We start from the raw sequence: 22990 nt of genomic DNA, 5'->3' as shown, positions 1-22990 counted from the left end.
GAACGCCGTCCGGACCCGCTCACCGGACGAACCCGCTCTCACCTGGCAGACTTGTTGGTCGTACACGGGGCCGACAGACCGTCACGCAAAGTGACGACATGGACGCGTGCGGCGACGCACTTTGTTCACGCCTCAATCGACCTCTCAGTCGAGTATCGCCACTCCTGACACTCTGTCACCATGCCAATTCAGCCAGTCTCCTGGCATATTCGTGAGCGCGGTTGGCTGAAACGATGCGAAGCCCTCTCCGACCGGGGGTTCTCTCTCATACGTATGTCCTCGCCGGCGTGTTCAACGATCACGCCCGGAATCCACGACCGGTGGCCGAGGAGGGCGGTTGCGCCGGGGCCCCATCAGCGCGGACCCCGGCGGCGTACCGAACGACGTACCGAACGACGTGTCAGCCCTTGCCCTCGATGATCGCGTCGATGCGGGCCAGCTCGTCCGCCTCGAAGCCGAGGTTGTCGAGGGAGCCGGCGCAGTCCTCGACCTGGCGGGCGCTGCTCGCACCGATGAGCGCGGAGGTCACCCGGCCGCCGCGCAGCACCCAGGCGAGGGCGAGCTGGGCCAGGGTCTGGCCGCGCGACTTGGCGACCTCGTCCAGGGCGCGGAGCCGGCCCACGAGGTCCTCGGTGACCGCGTCGGAGTTCAGGAACGGGCTGTCGCTCGCGGCGCGCGAGCCCTCCGGGATGCCGTCGAGGTAACGGCCGGTCAGCAGGCCCTGCTCCAGCGGGGAGAAAACGATGGAGCCGACCTGGAGCTCGTCGAGGGCGTCGAGCACCCCCTCGGTCTCGGGGCGCCGGTCGAGCATCGAGTAGCGCGGCTGGTGGATGAGGAGCGGGGTGCCCAGCTCGGCCAGGATGCGGGCGGCCTCACGGGTCTGCTCCGCCGAGTAGTTGGAGACGCCGACGTACAGCGCCTTGCCCTGCTGCACCGCCGAGTGCAGCGCGCCCATCGTCTCCTCCAGCGGAGTGTCCGGGTCGGGGCGGTGCGAGTAGAAGATGTCGACGTAGTCGAGGCCCATCCGCGTAAGGCTCTGGTCGAGCGAGGAGAGCAGGTACTTGCGCGAGCCCCACTCGCCGTACGGGCCGGGCCACATCAGGTAGCCCGCCTTGGTGGAGATGATCAGCTCGTCGCGGTACGCGGCGAAGTCGGCCTTGAGGGCCTCGCCGAACGCGGACTCGGCGGAGCCGGGCGGCGGGCCGTAGTTGTTGGCGAGGTCGAAGTGGGTGACGCCCAGGTCGAAGGCGCGGCGCAGGATCTCGCGCTGCGTCTCGACAGGCCGGTCGGGGCCGAAGTTGTGCCACAGGCCGAGCGAGAGCGCGGGCAGTCTCAGACCGCTGCGTCCGGTGCGCCGGTAGGGCATGTCCGCGTAGCGGTCGGGGTGTGCGGTGTACAACGCGACTCCAGAAGGGGTTGGCACGGCGGGACCAGGTTCCCGAGAACCGGTGTCCACGGTCTCTGACAGGCCCTCTGAGAACCGGTGTCCACTCTTTCGCGACCTGGGGGCATTGGTCCAACAGAAGAATCCGATGGGATTCAGCGCCTACGCTTCTCAGTCATGGAACTCCGCCATCTGCAGCACTTCGTCGCGGTCGCCGAGGAAGAGCACTTCACCCGGGCAGCCGAACGGCTGCTGGTCTCCCAGTCGGGTCTGTCCGCCTCGATCCGGACGCTGGAACGGGAACTGCAGACTCCGCTGTTCGTGCGGACCACCCGGCGGGTGACGCTCACCCCGGCCGGGCGGGCGCTGCTGACCGAGGCCGAGCGGATCCTGGCGCAGGTGAGGTCGGCCCATGAGGCGGTGGCCGCCGTGCAGGGTGTGCTGCGCGGCATGCTCGCGCTCGGGTCGGAGCAGTGCATCGCCGGGGTGCCGGTGGCGGGGCTGCTCGCCGCGTTCCGCCGGAACCACCCGGACGTGGAGATCTGTCTGCGGCAGGCGGGCTCGGGCGCGCTCGCGGAGGAGGTCGCGAGCGGACGCCTCGACCTCGCCTTCGCCGTGCGGACGGCGCAGGAGGACACCGACCAGCTGCGTGTCGTACCGCTGACCGGCGAGCCGATGACCGTGCTGTGCCACCCCAGCCACCGCCTCGCGGCCGCCGGCGCCGCCGTGACCCCCAAGGAGCTGGGCGGCGAGGTCTTCGTCGACTTCCACCCGGACTGGGGTCCGCGCCGCACCACCGACGCCGCCTTCGCCACCGCGGGCGTCCGCCGGAGGGTCGCGCTGGAGGTCAACGACGTACACAGCCTCCTCGACCTGGTCGACGAGGACCTCGGAATCGCCGTCGTGCCCCGGCACTTCCGCCACAAGCGCGCCTCGCTCGTCGCTCTCCCGGTCAAGGGCACCGGGGAGACGGTGTACGAGACGGTCGCCCTGCTGCCGCCGCCGGAGGCCACCAGCCCCGCGGCGCGGGCCCTGCTGGGGTTGCTCGACCCGAAGGCGGCTTGCAGCTGACGCTTCGGGGACGAGCCGTGCGGGCGCGGCACGCATGCTCGATGGTGGACGTATGAATGTGAAGGACGTTCTCACCGACGCGTACGGCCGGATCAAGGAGGAGGTGCACGCCACCGTGGACGGGCTGTCCTGGGAGGACCTCCACTACCGCCCCTCCCCCGACGCCAACTCCATCGCCTGGCTGGTCTGGCATCTGACCCGGGTCCAGGACGACCACGTCGCCGACGCCTCCGGGGGCGACCAGGTCTGGCTGTCCCAGGACTGGGAGAAACGCTTCGGGCTCGGTCTGCCGCGGCACGACACGGGGTACGGGCACAGCGCGGCGAAGGTCGCCAAGGTGCGGGTCGACTCCGCCGATCTGCTCACCGGGTACTACGACGCCGTGCACGAGCAGACCCTCGCATATGTGCGCGGGCTGACCGGCAAGGACCTCGACCGCATCGTGGACGAGCGCTGGGATCCGCCGGTCACCCTCGGCGTACGTCTGGTGAGCGTCCTGGCCGACGATCTTCAGCATGCCGGCCAGGCCGCCTACGTACGCGGATTGCTTCAGAACGCGGACTCGTAGCCCGGCAGGACGACGTCCCGGATGAGGGCGTTGCGCTCGTCGAACGGGATGAAGGCGCTCTTGAGACCGTTGACGGTGACCGTGCGCAGGTCGTCGAGGGTCCAGCCGGCCTCCTCGACCAGCAGGCTCATCTCGCGGGTCATCGTGGTGCCCGACACCAGACGGTTGTCGGTGTTGAGGGTGACGCGGAAGCCGAGGTCCTTCAGGGCCGTGATGGGGTGCTCGGCGATGGAGGTGGCCGCGCCGGTCTGGAGGTTGGAGGTGGGGCACATCTCCAGGGCGATACGGCGGTCACGCGCCCAGGAGGCGAGACGGCCGAGCTTGCCGTCGACGATGTCCTCGGTGATGCGGACGCCGTGACCGATGCGCTGGGCGCCGCAGACCTGGAGGGCCTGGTGGATGCTGGGCAGCCCGTGGGCCTCACCGGCGTGGATGGTGAAGGGGACGCTCTCGCGGCGCAGCTTCTCGAAGGCGGCCAGGTGGTCGGCGGGCGGGAAGCCGTCCTCGGCGCCTGCGATGTCGAAGCCGACGACACCCGCGTCCCGGAAGGCCACGGCCAGGTCGGCGGCCTCGGCGACCCGGTCGAACATGCGCATGCCGCACAGCAGCGTCCCGACCCGGACCGGGGTGCCCTGGGCGGCCGCCTTGGCCATACCGGCGGCCAGGCCCTCCTGCACGGTCTCGACGACCTCGGGCAGGGTCAGTCCACCGCCCACGTTCAGTTCGGGGGCGTAGCGGACCTCGCCGTAGACGACACCGTCCGCGGCCAGGTCGAGCACGTACTCCTCGGCGGCGCGCAGCAGGCCCTCGCGGGTCTGCAGCACGGCGAGGGTGTGCTCGAACGTGGCTATGTACCGCACCAGGTCACCGGAGTTCGCGGCCTCGTAGAACCAGGCGGCGAGGCCCTCCGGGTCGGTCTCCGGGAGGGTGTGACCGACCTCCGCGGCGAGCTCCACGAGGGTGGCGGGGCGCAGACCACCGTCGAGGTGGTCGTGCAGGACGACCTTGGGGAGGCGGCGGATGGTGTCGGCGTCTACACGCGTAGCTGTCATGGCGTTCGTTCCTCGGCAGGTGGTGCGATGGTGTGTGAGCGGCGGGGCAGGTCAGTCGTCGAGCGGCTGGAGCAGGTCCCAGCGGTTTCCGTACAGGTCCTCGAAGACGGCGACCGAGCCGTACGGTTCGTGGCGCGGCTCTTCCAGGAACCGCACGCCCGCGGCCAGCATCCGGGCGTGGTCACGGGCGAAGTCGTCGGTGTGCAGGAAGAAGCCCACACGCCCGCCGGTCTGGTCGCCGACCCGGGCGCGCTGTGCCTCGTCCTTGGCCCTCGCGAGCAGCAGTCCGCCGCCCTGCTCGCCGCTTCCCGGCTCGACGACGACCCACCGGCCGCCGTCCGGCCGCGGTGCGTCCTCGACGAGCCGGAAGCCGAGCGCCTCGGTGTAGAAGCGGATCGCCTCGTCGTAGTCGTCGACTACGAGGGTGACCAGGGCGATACGTCTCATCGTGGCCTCTCGGGTGGCTCGGGGTTCCCGGGAGGTTATACGTAACACGCGACGGACGGCAACTGGGATCTCTTTCGGCATGACCTGCTGAGGCTCGGCGCCGGCATGCGTGAGGCCCTGCGGGGGGCCTCACGGGCCCCGGCCCCCGCGCCGGCCGCTCCGGCTCCGGCCCCGGTGGCCGCCACCCCGGCTCCGGCCGCTCCGGCGCCCGCCCCGGTCACCCCGGCTCCGGCCGCTGCCGCGCCCGTCGCCGCCCAGGCGACCGACGAGGGTGCCTACGTGACCCCGCTGGTGCGCAAGCTCGCCGCCGAGAACGGTGTCGACCTGGCCACCGTCAAGGGCACCGGCGTCGGCGGTCGTATCCGCAAGCAGGACGTCATCGCCGCCGCCGAGGCCGCGAAGGCCGCCGCGGCCGCTCCGGCCCCTGCGGCAGCTGTGACTGCCGGGGGCCCCGCCGCCGCGAAGAAGGCGCCGAAGCTCGAGGTCTCCCCGCTGCGCGGCCAGACCGTCAAGATGACCCGCATCCGCAAGGTCATCGGCGACAACATGGTCAAGGCCCTGCGCGAGCAGGCCCAGCTGTCCTCGGTCGTCGAGGTGGACATCACCCGCCTGATGAAGCTCCGCGCGCAGGCGAAGGACTCCTTCGCGGCCCGCGAGGGCGTCAAGCTCTCCCCGATGCCGTTCTTCGTGAAGGCGGCGGCCCAGGCGCTGAAGGCCCACCCGGTCATCAACGCCCGGATCAACGAGGCCGAGGGCACCATCACCTACTTCGACGCCGAGAACATCGGTATCGCGGTGGACTCCGAGAAGGGCCTGATGACCCCGGTCATCAAGGGCGCGGGCGACCTCAACATCGCCGGTATCGCCAAGGCCACCGCCGACCTGGCGGGCAAGGTCCGGGCCAACAAGATCACCCCGGACGAGCTCTCCGGCGCGACCTTCACCATCTCCAACACCGGCTCGCGCGGCGCGCTCTTCGACACGATCATCGTGCCGCCGAACCAGGTCGCGATCCTCGGCATCGGCGCCACGGTCAAGCGCCCCGCCGTGATCGAGACGGAGGAGGGCACGGTCATCGGCGTCCGCGACATGACCTACCTGACCCTCTCCTACGACCACCGCCTGGTCGACGGCGCCGACGCGGCCCGTTACCTGACGGCGGTCAAGGCGATCCTGGAGGCGGGCGAGTTCGAGGTCGAGCTCGGCCTCTGATGTCCCTGATCGGGTAGTACGGCGCCCCGCGCGGAGCTTCTCCGGGCGGGGCGCCGCCGTTGCAGCGCGCCGGGTGCGAGCCCTCTGGCGCCTACGCCTCACACCGTGTAAGTCTCGTCTCACCTGCGCAGAAGCACCCCCGTGCGGCCCTCCCCGGCAGGGCCCCGGCTTTATTGTCTAGAGGTCAAACGCCCTTGGGGCTCTGTCCCCCGCCGAAGGAGCCCGCATGACCACCGCGCCCGTCATCCACTCGCTGCGCGAACAGATCCGCGAGCACATCGTGGAGGGGATCGTGAGCGGGCGCTGGAAGCCGGGTGAGCGGATCGTGGAGCGGCGGATCGCGACGGAGCTGGAGGTCAGCCAGACACCCGTGCGCGAGGCGTTGCGCGAGCTGGAGTCCCTGCGGCTGATCGAGTCCGCGCCGAACAAGGGCGTACGCGTACGGAACCTCACGGCCACCGACCTGGAGGAGATCTACCCGGTCCGCGCCGGTCTGGAGCAGATCGCCGCCGAGCTGGCGGCGGCTCGGCTGGCCGAGGACACCTCGGCGCTGGAACCGCAGGTCGCGGCGTTGTACGAGGCGGACCGCACCGCCGACGGCGAGGCCCAGGTGCGGCACACCGTGGCCTTCCACCGGGAGATGGTCCGGGCGGCCGGGAACAGTGTGCTGCTGCACACCTGGGAGGGGCTGGGCATCGAGGTGTTCACGGCCCTGTCGATCCGGTGGCTGGGGACGCGGCAGGAGTCGTACGCGGAGGAGCACCAGGCGCTGGTCGACGCGTTCAAGCGTCGGGATCCGGACATCGGGCGCCTGGTGAAGGAGCACGTACTCGGCTGCGCTCCCCGCGTCACCGACTGACTCCTCCTTCGACGTACCCGGATCCGTCTGCGCAGGACGGGGCTGGTGAGGCGTGCGCATACTGGTGGGAGCCGTGAGTTCTTCGGGACTGGCGGTCACGTCCCCGGTGGCCGATCGTGGAGGTCCACGTGATCTGGCCCGTGCTGTTGCCGTCGCCATCCATGATCTCCCGGTCCGTGCGGTCCGGTTCCGCGCTGGCCGGTTCCGTACTGTCGGGGGCGGTGCGCTCCACGACCGAGCGGTTGACCGCCGTGGCAGCACCGGAGAAGCCGCAGAATCCGGAGAAGGGCGACCCGCCCCGTACGCCACGGTTCTGGCGGACCGCCGGTGGTGTGCAGGTCGAGACCCGGCGGCTGGGACTTCCCGGCACGGCGGGCGAGGCGCGCGCGGTGGAGAAGGCGCTGCGCGGGCTGCCGGGTGTGAGCCGTGCCGAGGTGAACGGCGCCCTGGGTTGTGTGTACGTCGGCTGCGCGCCCGAGACCGATCTGGAGCGCGTCGTCGCCCTGGTCTCGGCCGCGGACACCGCCGAGCCGGAGGCGGGGGGCACCGGGGCGGACAAGGGCGAGCGGGGCGCCGCCACGCTGGGCTTTCCCGGCCGGGCGGGGGGGCTGGTCGAGGCGGGCGTTCACCTCGGCGCGGGCCTGGTGGCGGTGGGCGTGGCGTCGGTCGGCAACCTCCTGCGGCTGCGCGGTCTGCCGCCGGTGGTGATCTCCGCGACCCAGCTCGCGGAGGCCATCCCGCGGCTGCGTGAGGGCATCGCCCACCGGCTCGGCGAGACCACCGCGGAGCGGGGCTGGGCCGCGACGAACCTGCTGATGACGACGTTGACGTTCCGGCCGCTCGGCGCCGCGGTGACCACCGTTCTGGCCGCCGCCCGGTACGCGGAGGTCCAGGGCCGCCGCAGGACCTGGGAGGAGTGGGCGCGCAGGCTCGCCGCGCACGAGGGGGCGTACCGCCATGACGCCGCGCCGGCCTACACGCGCCCCGCGCCGCTGCCGCCGGGGCCGAGCGAGCGGTACGCCAATGTGGCGGTGCCGGTGTCCGTCGCGGCGTACGGCCTCACCGCGGTCGGCCCGCTCAGCCACGACCGGGGGTTGGCGCTGCTGATCGCCGGGACTCCGCGGGGCCCTCGCTACGGCGGCGAGTCGTACGCCTCGTCGGTGTCCAGGACGCTCTCCGACCGGGGAGCCCTGGTGCTGCGGCCGCAGGCCCTGCGCCGCCTGGACCGCATCGACACCGTCATCCTGGACGCCCGCGTGCTCGCGGCCGGCGGTTGGATGGTCGAGGGCGTCGCCCGGCTGACACCGCCCGGCGGGCTGACAGAGGGGGCGGCGGACGGCGCCCACCCGGACGGGGCGGAGAACAGCACGACCGCCACCCGCCCGGACGGGGCGGGGGGCAGCACGGACGGCCATCACCGCACCGGACCGGAGGCCGGACCGGACGGCCGGCCCACGAACGGCCCGCAGGCGAGCCCCGACGGCCACGCCGCTGACGCTCAACCCACCCCGGAAGACGACGAGTTGCACGCGCGGATCCTCGAACTGATCGAGCCGGGTCTGCGACGCGGTAAGGGGCACGCGGTGCCGTCGCAGTTGGCGGGGTGGGCGTTGGAGCCGTTCACGGACGCGGGCGGTGTACCGGGGGGCGCGGTGGTGTCCGAGGAGACGGCCGAGTTGATGGAGCGGTGGGCGGAGGAGGGCGCGCGGGTCGTGCTCGTTTCGCGGGAGGGCACGCCGGTCGCCGTCGCCGGGCTGGTCCCCCAACTGCACCCGCTGGCCCACCACTTGGTGCGGGCGGCGCGGGAGTGCGGCGAGGTACGGCTGGTGGGCGGCCCGCCGGGGCTGCACCGCCGCTTCGGTCTTCCCGAGGCGGCCCCGACCGGGCACCGCCGCACGGCCGCTCTGGTCCGCTCGCTCCAGGCCGAGGGCCATGGTGTGGCGGTGGTCGCTGCCCGGACGCAGCGCGCCTTCGCCCGGGCGGATCTGGCCGTCGGAGTGCTCGGCAGTGGCCGTCATGTGCCGTGGGACGCCCATGTCGCGGCCCCGCCGGATGTCGTCCATCTGCTGCTGACGGCGGTGCCGGAAGCCCGCCGACTGGGCGTGCTGTGCACCCGGCTGGAAGGCGGCGGCGCCCTCGTGGGCTCGGCCCTCGGCCTCCTCGTACCCCGTCCGGGGGCCTGGGCGCGGGCACGGCTGGTGAGCGACGCGATGACCATCGCGGGGATCGCCGCGGGGTTCTGGGCGGGCCGGCGGCTGCACACCCGCCGGGCTCCGGCGGCCATGGAGCCCACGCCCTGGCACGCCATGACGGTACGTCAGGTGATGGCGCGGCTCGGCACCACCTCCCGGGGGCTGGACGAGACCGAGGCCGTACGGCGCCGTCAGGTAGAGGGCCGTGACCGGCCCGCCGGTGCCGCCACCCTGCTCGGCAGGTTCGTGGAGGAACTGGCCAATCCGCTCACTCCCGTGCTGGCGATCGGCGGCGGCATCTCGGCGGCGCTCGGTTCCGTGGTGGACGCCGTCCTCATCGGCGGGGTCCTGGGTACGGACGCGCTGGTGGGCGGGGTGCAGCGGCAGAAGGCCGACCAGGCGGCCGAGCGGCTGGTCGAGGCGACCTCGGTACGGGTGCGGGTGCGCCGCCCGGACCGGTCGGACGCGGTCGAGGCGGCCGCCGAGCACCTGGTGCGCGGCGATGTGATCGAACTCGAACCCGGTGACTCAGTCCCTGCCGACTGCCGGGTGGTGCGGGCGACGGGGCTGGAGACCGAGGAGTCCAGTCTCACCGGCGAGTCGCAGACCGTCCTGAAGGGCAGCGCTCCGACGTCGGCCCGGGTCGTCGCGGACCGTACGTCGATGCTGTACCAGGGGACGACGGTGGCCGCCGGTCACGCAGTCGCCGTGGTCGTGGCCACCGGAACCGCCACCGAGGCGGGCAGCGCGGCGGAGACCGGTCCCGAGGACGAGGCGCCGGCGAGCGGTGTGGAGCGGCGGCTGAAGGCCTTGGGCCGGTGGTTCCTGCCGATGTCGGTCGCCTCGGGCGTCGTCCTCTTCGCCGTCGACCTGCTCCGCAGGCGTCCGCTGGGCGCGGCCCTGGGGTCGGCGGTCAGCCTGTGCGTGGCCGCCGTACCGGAGGGGCTGCCCTTCGTCGCGACGGTCGCCGAGCTGGCCGCGGCCCGTCGGCTGTCCACCCGCGACACCCTCGTACGCGGCGCCTCCACCATCGAGGCGCTGGGGCGCACCGATGTGCTGTGCTTCGACAAGACCGGCACGCTCACCGAGGGCAGGATCAGCCTCCAGCAGGTGTCCGACGGGGTGGAGCGGAGCTCGCCCGACCGGCTCGGCCCGGCGCTGCGCCGGGTCGTGGCCGCGGCGGCGCTGGCCGGTCCGCAGGGCCCCGCCTCGTCCCTCCCCCATCCCACCGACCGTGCCATCGCGGCCGGGGCCGAGCTGCTGGGTGCCGCCCCGGTCCGGGCGGCGGGGCTGCCCGACGAGGCCTGGGACCGGGTGACGGAGCTGCCGTTCGAGCCCGGGCGGGGCTTCCACGCCGTGCTGGGGCGCTCCGGCGACCGGGCGCGGATCGTCGTCAAGGGTGCCCCCGAGGTCGTACTGGCCCGTTGCGACCGGATCCGCCGGGACGGGGGCAGCGTGCCCTTCGACGACCGGGCGCGGGAGGACTTCGACGCGGAGATCGACCGGCTGGCCCGCCAGGGTCTGAGGGTCCTCGCGGTGGCCGAGCACGTCCTGCCCAAGGACGCGCCGCGGGACGACACCGCGCTGGCCGATTTCGCGGACGTCAGCGACGAGAACCTCGACGGGCTGTGTCTGCTGGGGCTGCTGGGCCTGGCCGATCCGGTACGGGCGACCGCGGCCGAGAGCGTGCGGCGGCTGGCCACGGCCGGGGTGCACATCGTCATGGTCACCGGAGACCATCCCAGTACGGCGGCGGCGATCGCCCGGGAGCTACGGCCGGAGGAGGAGCCCCGGCTGATGACCGGGGTGGAGCTGGACGCCCTCGACGACGCCTCGCTCGCGCGGGCGCTGCCGGGCGTCACGGTGTTCGCCCGGGTCACCCCGGCGCACAAGGTGCGTATCGTGCGCGCGCTGCGCTCGGCGGGCCGGATCGTGGCCGTGACCGGCGACGGGGCCAATGACGCGCCGGCCATCCGGATCGCCGACGTCGGCATCGCGCTGGGCTCCCGGGCGACCCCGGCGGCCCGTTCCGCCGCCGACGTGGTGGTCACCGACGACCGCATCGAGACCATCGTCGACGCCATCGTCGAGGGCAGGGCCATGTGGGCGTCGGTGCGCAAGGCGCTGGGCATCCTGCTCGGCGGGAACGTCGGGGAGATCGTCTTCACCCTGGCGACCAGTGTGCTCACCGGGCGCAGCGCGCTGAACGCCCGCCAGCTCCTCCTGGTCAACCTGCTCACGGACATGCTGCCCGCCATGGCCATCGCCGCCCGGCCGCCGGCCGACCACGCCACCGACAGGCTGCTCACGGAGGGGCCCGAGGCGTCGCTCGGCGCGGCCCTGACCCGGCACATCCGGTTGCGTGCCGTCGTCACCACGGCGGCGGCCGCCGCTGCCTGGGTGGTGGCCCGGGCGACCGGTACGCGGGGACGCGCCGACACGGTCGCGCTGGTCGCCCTGGTCTCCTCCCAGCTGTTCCAGACGCTGGCGGACGCGGGCCGCGATCCGGTGGTCGCGGCGGCCGTGGTGGGGTCCTTGGTGGTGCTGGGCCTGGTGGTGAGCGTGCCGGGGCTGAGCCACTTCTTCGGCAGCCGGCCGCTCGGCCCGGTGGGCTGGACGATCGCTCTGGCCTCGGCGGCGGGGTCGGTCGCACTGCCCTCGGTGGCCAGGTCTGTCGCAAGTTCACCTGGACGTAACCTTGCAGCCACCCCCCGGAAGCCTTGAGCCCGGACAAAGGAATGGCCCGCAGCACGATTCGCATGAAAGTCGACCGAACCATGCCGCACTTCCTCGCCACGATCCTGACCAACGTGGCCATCGCCGTCATAGAGGCCGCGCTGATCCGCCTGTCCATGGCCCTCTGGAAGGCGTTCCTCAACAGCGGGCGCCCGGCGGCCGCCCACGCCTGAGGCCACGCACCTCACAAGGGTCGTCACGTTTACCCGATTTTTCAGGTTTGAGTCGTTTATCGACACCCAAGGATGGAAGGCGCCTAGGGAGACCTCCTCACTCACGTCGCCCAGCATCGGGAGGGACGGAGATGACTTCCCCACAGACGCAGCAAGCACCGCAAACGCAGCCGGCGCAGCCGGAATCCGAGCGGCAGGAGTCGGCCGAGCATCACGCGTTCGACAAGGTCGTCCACCTGCACACCGCGCACCCACGGGTGCCCGTCCCGTATGTGACGCCCGGCGACTTCTTCACGGCCGCACGCAAGGGCATATCACGGCAGCAGGGCACGGCAGGGCTTCCGTTCCGCAGGCTGGCCTTCTACGGCGTACTCGGCGGCATGGCCGCGGTCCAGGTCCTGGAATGGCCGATCGCCCTCGCCGTGGGCGCCGCCACAGAGGTGATCAGCCGCGAGCAGTCCGCTCAGCGCCGCCGCACCGAACAGGAAGAGGGACAGCGCGGGCAGGGCACCGGCGAACCCTCCGCCCGTAAGGAGCAACCCGTCGGCATGGCGCCGCCGACCGCGCAGACGGCCACGAGCTGACCGTTGACACCCTCAAAACCCACAGGGCCGGAGCCAGTGTGCGCCCGGCCCCGCTGCACACCTGCTCAAACGCCGCCTCACCTGCGCAAACTCCCGAGTGACACGGCACCCGGTGTCCCCACTGGAGGCACCCCGTGCCGACTTTCTCGCGATCAAGAAGTTTTGCCCCTCAACCCTTTGATCGATCATCGATCAGCGAGTTACAGTCGCCGACGGGCCACGCGGCGGTAGCCGCGAGGTGTCACAGCACCAAGGCCCCCGCCCTGTCCTGCCAAAGACAAAGGGCAACCCCGAACCCTTACCGATGAGGGAACCCCCTTCGACTGAGGAAGGCGGCGCAATGACCGACCCCAAGGCCATCCAGCCGAGCGCGCTCGACCAGCTCCCTGACCGCGATCCGGAGGAGACCGCCGAATGGCAGGCCTCGCTGGACGCCGTCACCAAGGCGGCCGGGCCGCACCGGGCCGCGTATCTGATGCGCCGCACCCTGGAGCGCGCGGAGGGCAACGGCATCGCGCTGCCCAAGCTGCTCGAGACGGACTACGTCAACACCATTCCCACCGCCGCCGAGCCGTCCGCGCCCGGTGACGAGGAGATGGAGCGGAGGATCACCGCGTGGAACCGCTGGAACGCGGCCGCGATGGTCACCCGGGGCAGCAAATACGGCGTCGGCGGCCACATCGCCACCTTCGCCTCCGCCGCCTGGCTCTACGAGACGGGCTTCAACCACTTCTTCAGGGGCAAGGAGGCCGATGGCTCGGGCGACCAGCTCTACATCCAGGGCCACGCCTCCCCCGGTATCTACGCCCGCGCCTTCCTCGACGGCCGCCTGAACGAGCAGCACCTCGACAACTTCCGCCGTGAGTCGGGCGGCAACGGCCTCCCGTCGTACCCGCACCCCCGCCGCCTGCCCTGGCTGTGGGAGTTCCCGACGGTGTCGATGGGCCTCGGCCCGCTGTCGGCGATCTATCAGGCGCGTTTCAACCGCTACCTGACCAGCCGCGGCATCAAGGACGTCTCCGACTCCCACGTCTGGGCGTTCCTCGGCGACGGCGAGATGGACGAGCCGGAGTCGACGGCGGCCCTCGCCCTCGCGAGCCGCGAAGGCCTGGACAACCTCACCTTCGTCATCAACTGCAACCTGCAGCGCCTCGACGGCCCGGTCCGCGCCAACTTCAAGATCGTGCAGGAGCTGGAGGCCCAGTTCCGCGGCGCGGGCTGGAACGTCATCAAGACGCTCTGGGGCTCGGCATGGGACGAGCTGTTCCAGCTCGACACCACCGGCGCGCTCGTACGCCGTCTGCGCGAGGTGCCCGACGCGCAGGTCCAGACGTATCAGACGCGTGACGCCGCCTACATCCGCCAGGACTTCTTCGGCAAGGACCCCGCGCTCGTCGAGATGGCGAAGCTGCTGAGCGACGACAAGATCCTCGAGTGCTTCCACCTCTCCCGTGGCGGTCACGAGGCGCGCAAGGTGTACGCCGCCTACAAGGCCGCCGTCGAGTTCAAGGGCGCCCCGACCGTCATCCTGGCCCAGACCGTCAAGGGCTTCACCCTCGGTGAGGGCTTCGCGTCGAAGAACGCCAACCACCAGATGAAGAAGCTGTCGGTGGACGAGTTCAAGGCGATGCGCGACCTGCTCGAACTCCCCATCAAGGACAGCGACTTCGTCGACGGGGTCGTCCCCTACGGCCACCCCGGCGCCGACTCCCCCGAGGTCCGCTACCTCCAGGAGCGCCGCGCGGCACTCGGCGGCCCGGCCCCGGCCCGCCGTACGCACGCGCTCGCGCCCCTGCCCGCCCCCGCCGAGAAGGCGTTCACGTCCTTCGACAAGGGCTCCGGCTCCCAGAACGTGGCGACGACGATGGCCTTCGTACGCCTCATCAAGGACCTGGTCCGCGACAAGGAGACGGGCAGGCGCTGGGTGCCGATCGTGCCGGACGAGGCGCGCACCTTCGGTATGGAGTCGCTCTTCCCCTCCCTCGGGATCTACTCCCCCAAAGGCCAGACGTACGAGCCGGTCGACCGTGACCAGCTGATGTACTACAAGGAGGCCAAGGACGGCCAGATCCTCAACGAGGGGATCACCGAGGCCGGTTCGATGGCGGACTTCATCGCCGCGTCCACCGCGTACGCCACGCACGGCGAGGCGATGATCCCCTTCTACATCTTCTACTCGATGTTCGGCTGGCAGCGCACCGCCGACCAGATGTGGCAGCTCGGCGACCAGCTGGGCCGCGGCTTCCTCGTCGGCGCGACGGCCGGCCGTACGACCCTGACGGGCGAGGGCCTCCAGCACGCGGACGGTCACTCGCCGGTGATCGCGGCCACCAACCCGGCGGCGCTGACGTACGACCCCGCCTTCGCGTACGAGGTCGCGGCGATCGTGAAGGACGGTCTGCGCCGGATGTACGGGGAGGCGGCACCGGGTGAGGACCCGAACGTCTTCTACTACCTGACGGTCTACAACGAGCCCCTCCCCCAGCCCGCCAAGCCGGCCGGTCTCGGTATCGACGAGGGCATCGTCAAGGGGCTGTACCGCTTCAACACGGCGGAGTCGGCGGGCCTGTCGCCGACCGCCAACTCTCCGCGGATCCAGCTCCTCGGCGCCGGTACGGCGATCCACTGGGCTCTGGAGGCGCAGAAGCTGCTCGTGGAGGAGTGGGGCGTCGCGGCGGACGTCTGGTCGGCCACGTCCTGGAGCGAGCTGCGTCGGGACGCGCTGGAGGCGGATGCCGCGCTGCTGCGGGGTGAGGAGCGGGTGCCGTACATCCGGCAGGCCCTGCAGGGGGCCGAGGGGCCGGTGCTGGCCGTCTCCGACTACATGCGCCAGGTCCCCGACCAGATCGCCCAGTGGGTCGAGCAGGACTACTCCTCGCTCGGTGCCGACGGCTTCGGCCTGTCGGACACCCGCGAGGCCGCCCGCCGCCACTTCGGCGTCGACGCCCAGTCCATCGTCGTCGCCGCGCTGGCCCAGCTGGCGCGGCGCGGCGAGGTCAAGGCGACGGCGGTGAAGGAGGCGCGGGAGCAGTACGGGCTGTAAAGCGGGGGGGGTTCTTCGACCCCGCCGCGCAGTTTCCCGCGCCTGAAGGGGCGCGGGAAACTGCGCGAGCAACCCGACGCCACCCGCACGTACAAACGCACCGTCGGCAATCATGGGCGTATGCGTGCTGCTCGGCTCATCAAAATGGTGCTGCTTCTTCAGGCGCGGGCGTCCATGACCGCCGCCGAACTGGCCCGCGAGCTGGAGGTGTCGGAGCGCACGGTCACGCGGGACGCCCAGGCGCTGTCGGAGGCCGGCGTCCCGGTGTACGCGGACCGCGGCCGGGCCGGCGGCTACCGGCTGATCGGCGGCTACCGGACCCGCCTCACCGGCCTGGCCCGCACCGAGGCCGAGGCCCTGTTCCTCAGCGGCGTACCGGGCGCCCTGCGCGAGATGGGCCTGGAGGACGCGGCCTCCGCCGCCCGGCTGAAGGTGTCGGCCGCCCTCCTCCCCTCCCTCCGCGACGCCTCCCGCAACGCGGCCCAGCGGTTCCACCTCGACGCCCCGAGCTGGTTCAACGAACCCAAGACCCCCGAGCTCCTCCCCGCCATCGCGGACGCGGTGTGGGACGACCGCCGGATCACCGCGCGCTACCAGCGGGGAGACAGCGAGGTCGAACGGGTGCTGGAGCCGTACGGGCTCGTGCTCAAGGCCGGCGTCTGGTACCTGTGCGCCCGCGCACGCGTCCCAGAGCCCGCCACCGGCTCCTTCCGCACGTATCGCATCGACCGCTTCACCACCGTCGATGTCGTCACGGACGCCGACACCGGGTCCGATCGCTTCGTCCGTGACGAGGACTTCGACCTTCCCCGCTACTGGGACAACCAGGCGGAGCGGTTCGCCCGCTCGATCCTGCGTGCCGAAGTCGTCGTACGGCTCTCGGCGGAGGGCACGCGGAGGCTGCCGTACGTCGTGGATCCCATCGCGGCCCGGGACGCCCTGACGGCGGTGACCGACGGGCCCGACGACCACGGCCGGGTCACGGTCACGCTCGGGGTCGAGTCGGAGGAGGTCGCGCACAGCCAGCTCACGGCGCTCGGCCCGGAGGTCGAGGTGCTGGCGCCCGAAGCCCTCCGGGCCCGGTTCGCGGACGACGCGCGGCGGCTCGCCGCGCTGTACACGTGACGCGGGACACAGCTCGCGGACCGACAATCCGTCGCCCTCCACGTGCGTCCCACCCCTCCAGGCACGATGCTTGTCCCGTGATGGACGAGATGGAGTTCTGGGAGCTGGTGGACACGACCCGGGAGGACGCCGAGGGCGATCCCGAGGACCACGCCGACCTGCTCGTGGAACGGCTCGGCCGCCTGGACCCGGAGGCCGTGCTGGACTTCGCCCGGCACTTCGAGTCGCGTTACAACCGCGCGTACACCTGGGATGTGTGGGGCGCCGCCTGGGTGCTGCTGGACGGAGCCAGCGACGACGCGTTCGACTTCTTCCGGTGCTGGCTGATCGGCCAGGGCCGGGAGGTCTTCGAGGGCGCGGTGCACGACCCGGACTCGCTCGCCGACCTGCTGGACGACTTCGACGAGGAGATCGACGGCGACGGCGAGGAGCTGGGATACGCCGCGGACGAGGCGTACGAGCAGCTCACCGGTGTCGTCGCCCCGGACCTCGGCATCCCGCCCGCCCCCGGAGAACCCGAGGGCACCCCGGTCGACTTCGAGAACGAGACCGCCCTCGCGGAACGCTATCCGAAGCTCTGGGAGCGGTTCCGGACGTAGCCGGACGTAGCCGGACGTAGCAGGACGTAGCCGGACGTGGGGGTCAGGCGCGCAGGCTGCGGCTCGTGGTGCGCGGCAGGTACGCATACTGCTCGGTGGTGTGCGGCTGGACGTGGTGGTGTTCCCTGCCCGGGGCCGGGTGCTCGGGGGCGGCCGCGCCGTGCGGCGGGGCCGAGTTGGCGCGCTCCAGCGCGGACGCGGTGACGGCGGACGGGCCGAGCACGACGACGGCGGTCGCGCAGGCCACCGTCCGGGGGCTCCGCAGGGCGGAGGACCAGGACTTCTTCGGTTTCGCGACGTGTTGGACGCGTTCTGAAGCTCATGAGATCCGTCTCAACGTCGTCCCTGGAGCCGTGCCGCCAGTTCCCTGATCGCGGGCAGTCGTTCCGCGAGGGCCGCGCCGGGGCAACTGGTCATGTAGCCGTCGCTGTGGCCCGCGAGGGTGGGCAGCAGGACCGTGGTGCCGGCGGCGTAGCGGCTGAGGCTGTTGCTGGAGGTGAGGCGCACGCTGCCGCGTGGGTCGAGGTCCGAGAGGCCGAGTTTCCAGGCGGCGAGGCGGGCGATCGCGTCGGTCATGGCCTGCGGGACCGGCACGCCGGCGGTGAAGGTGCCGAGGGCGGCGATGCCGGTGGTGCGGTGGTTGAAGCCCTGGGTGTGGGCGCCGGTGACGGGGCGGTCGACGCCGCCCGCGCGGCCCTCGTAGATGGTGCCGCAGCGGTCGACGAGGAAGTTGTAGCCGATGTCGTCCCAGTCCTTGGCGCCGGTCTGGCCCGCGTACAGGTAGCGGATGATGCGGGGGGCGTCGGCGCAGTCGTAGTCGTTCGGCGAGTCCGTGTGGTGGATGAAGACGGCGGCGACCCGGTCGTCGTAGCGGGCGGGCGGCTGGCTGCGGGCGTCCCCGGCCAGCCAGCGGGCCCTCGGCACGATGGAGGGTCTGGGCGCCTGGTGCGGGAGGGCGGGACGGGCCTCGACGGGCTGCTGGGCGAGGCGGGGCGCCGTACGGTCCACGCCGATCGCGCACAGCACCAGCGCCAGGACGGCGACCAGCCCCGGCAGGCAGGCCAGCACGAGGAGGACGGGACGGGGCGGAGTCGTCCGCCCGCGCGCGCGGAGCACGGCGAGTCGTACCTGATCACAAAGCAGCCATATCCGTACGCGCGGGCGCCCGATTCGGCGCCGCCACACGCGTAGCGGCCGCCGCGTTCGCGCCCCCCGCGACTTCCGGAACACACGCATGCGCCCAGCCTCACCCGATGGTCCGTCCGCCGCATGTGGGGTGTGCCACCCGGTGTAAGTGGAAGGAACCAACCGCGCGGTCCGGGACGTTTTTACGGTTCCAGGCAGATTTGAGGTTCCAGGCACATGGGGCGCGCTGGTGGCTGATTTCCGTACGTCGCCGGGGCGCCGTGCGCACGTAGCTGATCACTGCGCCCACCCCACGCGTACTACAGGGTCCCGATGGAAAGGCGGCTGGAGTGGACGTGCTCGACATCCTGCTGATGCTGGTGATCCTGGCCTACGCGGCGTCCGGGTACCGTCGCGGCCTGGTCGCGGGATGTGTGTCCCTGGCCGGTTTCGTGGGCGGCGCGGCGATCGGCGTCTGGGTACTGCCCTGGGTGATGGAGCTGGTCGAGGCGGGCACCCCGGCGGCGACGGTCACGGCGGTGCTGACGGTGCTGGTACCGGGGGTGATCGGGCACGAACTGGCGGGCCGGCTGGCGCTGACGCTGCGCCGGGAGATAGACCGCAGCCCGCTGCGGGTGGCCGACGGCATCGGCGGGGCGGCGGCCAACACGGTCGCCGTGCTCATCGTGGCCTGGGTGGCCGCCAGCGTTCTCGGGGCCTCCTCGTCCCCGGTGGTCACCAACTCGATACGCAACTCCGCGCTGCTCGGGGCCGTGCAGAACACCATGCCGGACACCACCCCGGCCTGGTTCTCCAACGCCACCTCCGCGCTCACCGAGGCGGGCTTCCCGCAGGTTTTCAACCCGTTCGAGAACGAGGCGACGGCCGAGGTCGCCAAGCCCTCCGGGGACAGCGTCACGGCGGCCGCGACCAGCGCCGCCAAGCGCAGCACGGTCAAGATCGAGGGAGTCTCGGGCACCCAGGGCCGCGAGGGCAGCGGCTTCGTGTACGCGACCGAGCATGTGATGACCAACGCCCATGTGGTGGCGGGCATCGACGACCCGAGTGTGCGCGTGGGCGGCGTGGGCAAGGCGTACGAGGCGCGCGTGGTGCTCTTCGACGCCGACAAGGACGTGGCGGTGCTCTACGTCCCGGGTCTGCGCGCGCCCCTCCTGCGCTTCGACGACAGCGCCTCGCGCGGCGACGCGGCGGTCGTCGCCGGCTACCCGGAGGACGGCGGCCTCGACCTCCAGGCGGCCACCGTCGCCAGCCGTATCGACGCGACCGGCCGCAACATCTACAACACCGACCAGGTCACCCGCGACATCTACTCGATCCGCTCCACCGTCCGCCCCGGCAACTCCGGCGGCCCCCTCCTCACCACCCAGGGCCAGGTCTACGGCGTCGTCTTCGCCCGCTCCACCTCGGACGCCGAGACGGGTTACGTCCTGACCGTGGAGGAGGTCGCCGCCGAGGCGCGGCGGGCGGCGACCTCGACGGCGGCGGTGGACACGGGGGAGCTCACGACCTCGTGACGTCGTGAGGGGGTGACGTCGTGAGGGGGTGACGTCGTGAGGGGGTGACGTCGTGAGGGGGTGGGTCGGTCAGAGTCGGCGGCCCATCATTACGTCGTCCACGTACGTCCCGTCCAGCAGGAACTCCTCCGGCAGGATCCCCTCCACCACGAACCCCTCGGACTCGTAGAGCTTCCTGGCCGGGGTGTTGTGCCCGAGGACCCGCAGGGTGAGCCGACGGGCTCCCCTGCGCCGGGCCTCGTCCTGCGCGGCCCGCACCAGGGCGCGTCCGACCCCGGCCCCGCGCGCCTCGTCGGCGACGACGAGCCCCTGGATCTGGCGGACGTGCGCGTGGCAGGCGAGGGGTGACGGCAGACCGAGCCGGATGAAGCCGACCACGATGCCGGCGAGTTCGGCGACGAGGTGGTCCTCGGGGCCGTAACGCTCGTTGAAGAAGGGGGCGTACGGCTGTCGGGGGCGTTCCTGGACGGAATGCAGCGTGGACCAGGTGACGCGGTCGAGTCGACCGAGGGTCTCCTCGTCGTCCGGGGTCGCGAGACGTGTGTACGGAACCGGCATGCCGGTCACTGTACGGCGGCCGTACGTCACGCCTGGCCCACATGCTCGGCCGCTGACCGGCAGGATGGGGGCATGAACGATGATGCGTCCGTGCCGCCCGTGCCGCCCGTGCCGCCCGTGCCCTCCGTGCCGCCCGGTTCCCGTGTCGTGATCACCGGGGCGTCCGGTCTGATCGGTTCGGCGCTGACCCGTTCCCTCATGGCGGACGGGTACGAGGTGGTGCGGCTCGTACGGCGGGAGCCGCGGGCGCGGGACGAGGCGCGCTGGGATCCGGAGGCCGGGCGGGTCGACGCGGCGGCGCTGGAGGGGTGCGCGGCCGTGGTGAACCTCGCCGGCGCGGGGGTCGCGTCCCGTCGCTGGACGAAGGCGTACAAGGCGACGATCCGCCGCAGCCGGGTGCTCGGCACCTCGACGCTCGCCAAGGCCGTGGCGTCCCTGGACGCGCCGCCCGGAGTGTTCGTCAACGGCAGCGCGATCGGGTTCTACGGCTCCACGGGCGACCGGGTGGTGGACGAGTCGGCGCCGGCCGGGGAGGGGTTCCTGCCGTCGCTGTGTGTGGAGTGGGAGGGGGCGACGGAGGCCGCGTCGGCTGCCGGGATCCGGACGGTGTTCGCCCGTACGGGGCTGGTGGTGGCCCGGGATGGGGGCGCGTGGGGGCCGTTGTTCCCGCTGTTCAAGGCCGGGCTCGGGGGGCGGATGGGGGACGGGCGGCAGTACTGGAGCTTCATCGCGCTGCGGGACGAGGTCGCGGCGTTGCGTCATCTCATCGACTCGCCGTCGCTGTCCGGGCCGTTCAACCTGACGGCGCCGGAGCCGCTGACCAACCGTGAGATCACCGCGGCCATGGGCCGGGTCCTACGCCGGCCCACCCTCTTCACCGTGCCGGCGCCCGTGCTGCGCCTCGTCCTCGGCGAGGTGTCCGGGGATGTGCTCGGCAGTACGCGCGCGGTGCCTGCGCGGCTGCTGGAGTCGGGGTTCGAGTTCGCGCATCCGGGGATCGAGGAAGCGATTCGCTCCGCGGAGAGCCGGTCCGCCTAAGAACTCGGGGGCGCGGTTTCGTTGGCGGGTGCGGGTTGTTCGTGGCTTGTCGCGCAGTTCCCCGCGCCCCTTCAGGGGCGCGGGGCTGTGTCGATGTGCACGGCGGGGGCGAAACCCTCCGGGCCGGACGCCGGGCGCACGGCCGACGCGCCCATGCCCCCGTGCGAGGTCACACGCTACTTCCCCGGCCCGCCCCCGCCCCTTCATCCTCGTCGCGAACTCAGGTATTCCAGAAGGGCGTGGGGGGCATGACCTCCCCAGCAGCCGCGCGACCTCGGGAGGGGCACGTGCTTGAGCCGGTGTACCAATCGACGTACTCAGCCGACACGGAACCCGTGGACGTCATCGTCGTGGGAGCCGGCGTGGCCGGCCTCGCGGCGGCCGGCCATCTGACCAGGGCCGGTCTGACGACCACCGTCCTGGAGGCCACGCCGGCCATCGGCGGCCGGATGACCACGGAGAAAATCGACGGCTTCCGCCTCGACCGCACCGCCCCCCTGCTCTCCACGTCCTACCCCGAACTGCGTCGAACACCGGGCCTGGACACCCTGCCGCTGCGCCCGTTCGCCCCCGGCGTCCTGCTGCACGCCGACGGCCATCATCACCGCGCCGGCGCCACCCCGACCCTCCGAAGCGCAAGGGGCGCACTTACAGCCGCGCGCGCCCTCGCAAGCGCCCCCCGGCTGCCCCGCAACCAGGGCCGTCTGGGCTCCCCCGCCGACCAGTCCCGACTGGCCATGGCCCTGGGCCGGCTCGCCGCGACCGCGCCGGAGCGGCTCGCCAACCGGGCGGAGGTACCGATCGCCGAAGCGCTGGCGACCCGGGGGTTCCCGCCCCGGACGATCGACGGTTTCGTACGGCCGCTGCTGGCCGCCCTCCTCGCGGACCCGGCGCTCCAGACCTCCAGCCGCTGCGCCGACCTGGCCCTGCACGCCTTCGCGACGGGCCGGCTGTGCATACCCGAGGGCGGCGCCGACACCCTGCCGGAGCTCCTCGCGGCCGCCCTTCCGCCGGGCACCGTCCGCACGGGGGTCCGGGCCACCGCGGTCAGCACGACCTCGGTGACGACGGCGGACCACGGCGAACTCCCCTGCCGGTCCGTGGTGCTGGCCACGGACGCCCGGTCCGCAGCGGAACTGCTCCCCGGGCTGCGTGTACCGGAGTTCCACCCGGTGACGGTCCTGCACCATGCGACGGACGAGGCCCCGCTCGGCGAACCGGCGCTGCTCCTCGACGCGGACCGCGGCGGGCCCGTCTCGCACACGGCGGTCATCAGCCAGGTCGACCCGGCCCGGGCTCCGGCGGGCCGTGCGCTGATCACGTCCACTGTGCTGGGAACTCCCCCGGACCCCGCGCACCTCGACGCCACGGTCCGCGTCCAACTGGCCCGTCTCTACCGGACGTCCACGACCCGCTGGGAGCTCCTCGCGGTCCACCACACCCCCGAGGCCGTTCCCGCGATGCCCGCACCGCACGACCCGCGCCGCCCGGTACGCCTCCTCGCCGGCCTCTACGTCTGCGGCGACCACCGCGACACCAGCACCGTCCAGGGCGCCCTCCACTCGGCCCGCCGAGCCGCCCACGCCATCCTCACCGACCTCGACGCCCACCCGACGCCACAGGAAGAGCCCCTGGAAACGGCCGCCTGAACGAGGGAAGGGGCGCCCGACCTGCCGTCGGGCGCCCCTT

At 72.2% G+C, this 22990-nt stretch carries 18 protein-coding genes and 1 pseudogene; 13 read left to right on the top strand and 6 right to left on the bottom strand.

Annotated features, from left to right (window positions below; all coding sequences use genetic code 11):
- Window positions 1-400 precede the first annotated feature (400 nt).
- Window positions 401-1399 carry an L-glyceraldehyde 3-phosphate reductase gene (gene mgrA / locus CES90_RS21630; RefSeq protein WP_189786373.1) on the bottom strand — a complete coding sequence of 333 codons (999 nt, stop codon included), beginning with the start codon at window positions 1397-1399 and terminating at the stop codon, window positions 401-403.
- A 162-nt stretch (window positions 1400-1561) separates the two neighbouring features.
- Between mgrA and CES90_RS21625 the strand changes: the two genes are divergently transcribed.
- Window positions 1562-2455 (top strand): LysR substrate-binding domain-containing protein, encoded by an 894-nt coding sequence (locus CES90_RS21625; protein ID WP_189786374.1) that lies wholly within the window; start codon window positions 1562-1564, stop codon window positions 2453-2455.
- 52 nt (window positions 2456-2507) lie between these two features.
- Window positions 2508-3023, top strand: a complete 516-nt coding sequence (locus tag CES90_RS21620) for a mycothiol transferase (protein ID WP_189786375.1) — start codon at window positions 2508-2510, stop codon at window positions 3021-3023.
- Here the strand turns inward: CES90_RS21620 and CES90_RS21615 are convergent.
- Window positions 3005-4075 carry an adenosine deaminase gene (locus CES90_RS21615; RefSeq protein WP_189786376.1) on the bottom strand — a complete coding sequence of 357 codons (1071 nt, stop codon included), beginning with the start codon at window positions 4073-4075 and terminating at the stop codon, window positions 3005-3007. The genes CES90_RS21620 and CES90_RS21615 overlap by 19 nt on opposite strands.
- A 51-nt stretch (window positions 4076-4126) precedes the next feature.
- Window positions 4127-4522 (bottom strand): VOC family protein, encoded by a 396-nt coding sequence (locus CES90_RS21610; RefSeq protein ID WP_189786377.1) that lies wholly within the window; start codon window positions 4520-4522, stop codon window positions 4127-4129.
- Window positions 4523-4648: 126 nt separating this feature from the next.
- Between CES90_RS21610 and sucB the strand changes: the two are divergent.
- The 8 genes and pseudogenes from sucB to CES90_RS21570 all read left to right on the top strand — a co-directional run.
- Window positions 4649-5734, top strand: a pseudogene (gene sucB / locus CES90_RS21605) (2-oxoglutarate dehydrogenase, E2 component, dihydrolipoamide succinyltransferase); the annotation flags it as partial.
- A 226-nt stretch (window positions 5735-5960) separates the two neighbouring features.
- A complete protein-coding gene (locus CES90_RS21600) occupies window positions 5961-6593 on the top strand; it encodes a GntR family transcriptional regulator (RefSeq protein WP_189781615.1) in 633 nt (210 codons plus the stop codon).
- Window positions 6594-6721: 128 nt separating this feature from the next.
- Window positions 6722-11509, top strand: a complete 4788-nt coding sequence (locus CES90_RS21595; protein ID WP_229913676.1) for a cation-translocating P-type ATPase — start codon at window positions 6722-6724, stop codon at window positions 11507-11509.
- Window positions 11510-11544: 35 nt separating this feature from the next.
- Window positions 11545-11694, top strand: coding sequence for a hypothetical protein (locus tag CES90_RS21590; RefSeq protein WP_189781614.1), 150 nt, complete (start codon window positions 11545-11547; stop codon window positions 11692-11694).
- 131 nt (window positions 11695-11825) lie between these two features.
- Window positions 11826-12278 carry a hypothetical protein gene (locus tag CES90_RS21585; RefSeq protein WP_189781613.1) on the top strand — a complete coding sequence of 151 codons (453 nt, stop codon included), beginning with the start codon at window positions 11826-11828 and terminating at the stop codon, window positions 12276-12278.
- A 340-nt stretch (window positions 12279-12618) separates the two neighbouring features.
- A complete protein-coding gene (gene aceE, locus CES90_RS21580; RefSeq protein WP_189781612.1) occupies window positions 12619-15321 on the top strand; it encodes a pyruvate dehydrogenase (acetyl-transferring), homodimeric type in 2703 nt (900 codons plus the stop codon).
- Between the two features lie 120 nt (window positions 15322-15441).
- The gene (locus tag CES90_RS21575) at window positions 15442-16446 is read left to right on the top strand and encodes a helix-turn-helix transcriptional regulator (protein ID WP_189781611.1); all 1005 of its coding nucleotides are present in this window, start codon (window positions 15442-15444) and stop codon (window positions 16444-16446) included.
- An 80-nt stretch (window positions 16447-16526) separates the two neighbouring features.
- Complete coding sequence (locus tag CES90_RS21570; RefSeq protein ID WP_189781880.1) at window positions 16527-17045, top strand: DUF4240 domain-containing protein; 519 nt, start codon at window positions 16527-16529, stop codon at window positions 17043-17045.
- Window positions 17046-17088: 43 nt separating this feature from the next.
- On the opposite strand, the gene CES90_RS21565 is transcribed toward CES90_RS21570, so the two are convergent.
- Window positions 17089-17292 carry a hypothetical protein gene (locus tag CES90_RS21565; RefSeq protein WP_373313284.1) on the bottom strand — a complete coding sequence of 68 codons (204 nt, stop codon included), beginning with the start codon at window positions 17290-17292 and terminating at the stop codon, window positions 17089-17091.
- Between the two features lie 86 nt (window positions 17293-17378).
- Window positions 17379-18161 carry a peptidoglycan recognition protein family protein gene (locus CES90_RS21560; protein WP_229913675.1) on the bottom strand — a complete coding sequence of 261 codons (783 nt, stop codon included), beginning with the start codon at window positions 18159-18161 and terminating at the stop codon, window positions 17379-17381.
- A gap of 359 nt (window positions 18162-18520) precedes the next feature.
- Here CES90_RS21560 and CES90_RS21555 point away from each other — a divergent pair, with 359 nt between their 5' ends.
- Window positions 18521-19705: a MarP family serine protease gene (locus CES90_RS21555; protein WP_189781609.1), complete on the top strand. Its 1185-nt coding sequence runs from the start codon at window positions 18521-18523 to the stop codon at window positions 19703-19705.
- A 69-nt stretch (window positions 19706-19774) separates the two neighbouring features.
- On the opposite strand, the gene CES90_RS21550 is transcribed toward CES90_RS21555, so the two are convergent.
- Window positions 19775-20263, bottom strand: coding sequence for a GNAT family N-acetyltransferase (locus CES90_RS21550; RefSeq protein ID WP_189781608.1), 489 nt, complete (start codon window positions 20261-20263; stop codon window positions 19775-19777).
- A gap of 72 nt (window positions 20264-20335) precedes the next feature.
- Between CES90_RS21550 and CES90_RS21545 the strand changes: the two genes are divergently transcribed.
- Entirely contained in the window at window positions 20336-21301 is a 966-nt protein-coding gene (locus tag CES90_RS21545) for a TIGR01777 family oxidoreductase (protein WP_189781607.1), read from the top strand.
- Between the two features lie 287 nt (window positions 21302-21588).
- Complete coding sequence (locus tag CES90_RS21540) at window positions 21589-22950, top strand: NAD(P)/FAD-dependent oxidoreductase (protein ID WP_189781606.1); 1362 nt, start codon at window positions 21589-21591, stop codon at window positions 22948-22950.
- Window positions 22951-22990: the final 40 nt, after the last annotated feature.

Origin of the sequence: Streptomyces capitiformicae, assembly GCF_002214185.1 — a bacterium.
Lineage (GTDB): Bacteria > Actinomycetota > Actinomycetes > Streptomycetales > Streptomycetaceae > Streptomyces > Streptomyces capitiformicae.
Note: the sequence above shows the minus strand (reverse complement) of the source record. Positions and strands in the feature narration are given on the sequence as shown.

Excerpts from the sequence above, each read along its gene's own strand:
- CES90_RS21615 (WP_189786376.1), bottom strand. The coding sequence starts at position 4,075 with ATGACAGCTACGCGTGTAGACGCCGACACCATCCGCCGCCTCCCCAAG.
- CES90_RS21585 (WP_189781613.1), top strand. The coding sequence starts at position 11,826 with ATGACTTCCCCACAGACGCAGCAAGCACCGCAAACGCAGCCGGCGCAG.
- CES90_RS21575 (WP_189781611.1), top strand. The coding sequence starts at position 15,442 with ATGCGTGCTGCTCGGCTCATCAAAATGGTGCTGCTTCTTCAGGCGCGG.
- CES90_RS21610 (WP_189786377.1), bottom strand. The coding sequence starts at position 4,522 with ATGAGACGTATCGCCCTGGTCACCCTCGTAGTCGACGACTACGACGAG.
- CES90_RS21625 (WP_189786374.1), top strand. The coding sequence starts at position 1,562 with ATGGAACTCCGCCATCTGCAGCACTTCGTCGCGGTCGCCGAGGAAGAG.
- CES90_RS21570 (WP_189781880.1), top strand. The coding sequence starts at position 16,527 with ATGGACGAGATGGAGTTCTGGGAGCTGGTGGACACGACCCGGGAGGAC.
- CES90_RS21545 (WP_189781607.1), top strand. The coding sequence starts at position 20,336 with ATGAACGATGATGCGTCCGTGCCGCCCGTGCCGCCCGTGCCGCCCGTG.
- CES90_RS21620 (WP_189786375.1), top strand. The coding sequence starts at position 2,508 with ATGAATGTGAAGGACGTTCTCACCGACGCGTACGGCCGGATCAAGGAG.
- CES90_RS21550 (WP_189781608.1), bottom strand. The coding sequence starts at position 20,263 with ATGCCGGTTCCGTACACACGTCTCGCGACCCCGGACGACGAGGAGACC.
- CES90_RS21590 (WP_189781614.1), top strand. The coding sequence starts at position 11,545 with ATGAAAGTCGACCGAACCATGCCGCACTTCCTCGCCACGATCCTGACC.
- CES90_RS21600 (WP_189781615.1), top strand. The coding sequence starts at position 5,961 with ATGACCACCGCGCCCGTCATCCACTCGCTGCGCGAACAGATCCGCGAG.
- aceE (WP_189781612.1), top strand. The coding sequence starts at position 12,619 with ATGACCGACCCCAAGGCCATCCAGCCGAGCGCGCTCGACCAGCTCCCT.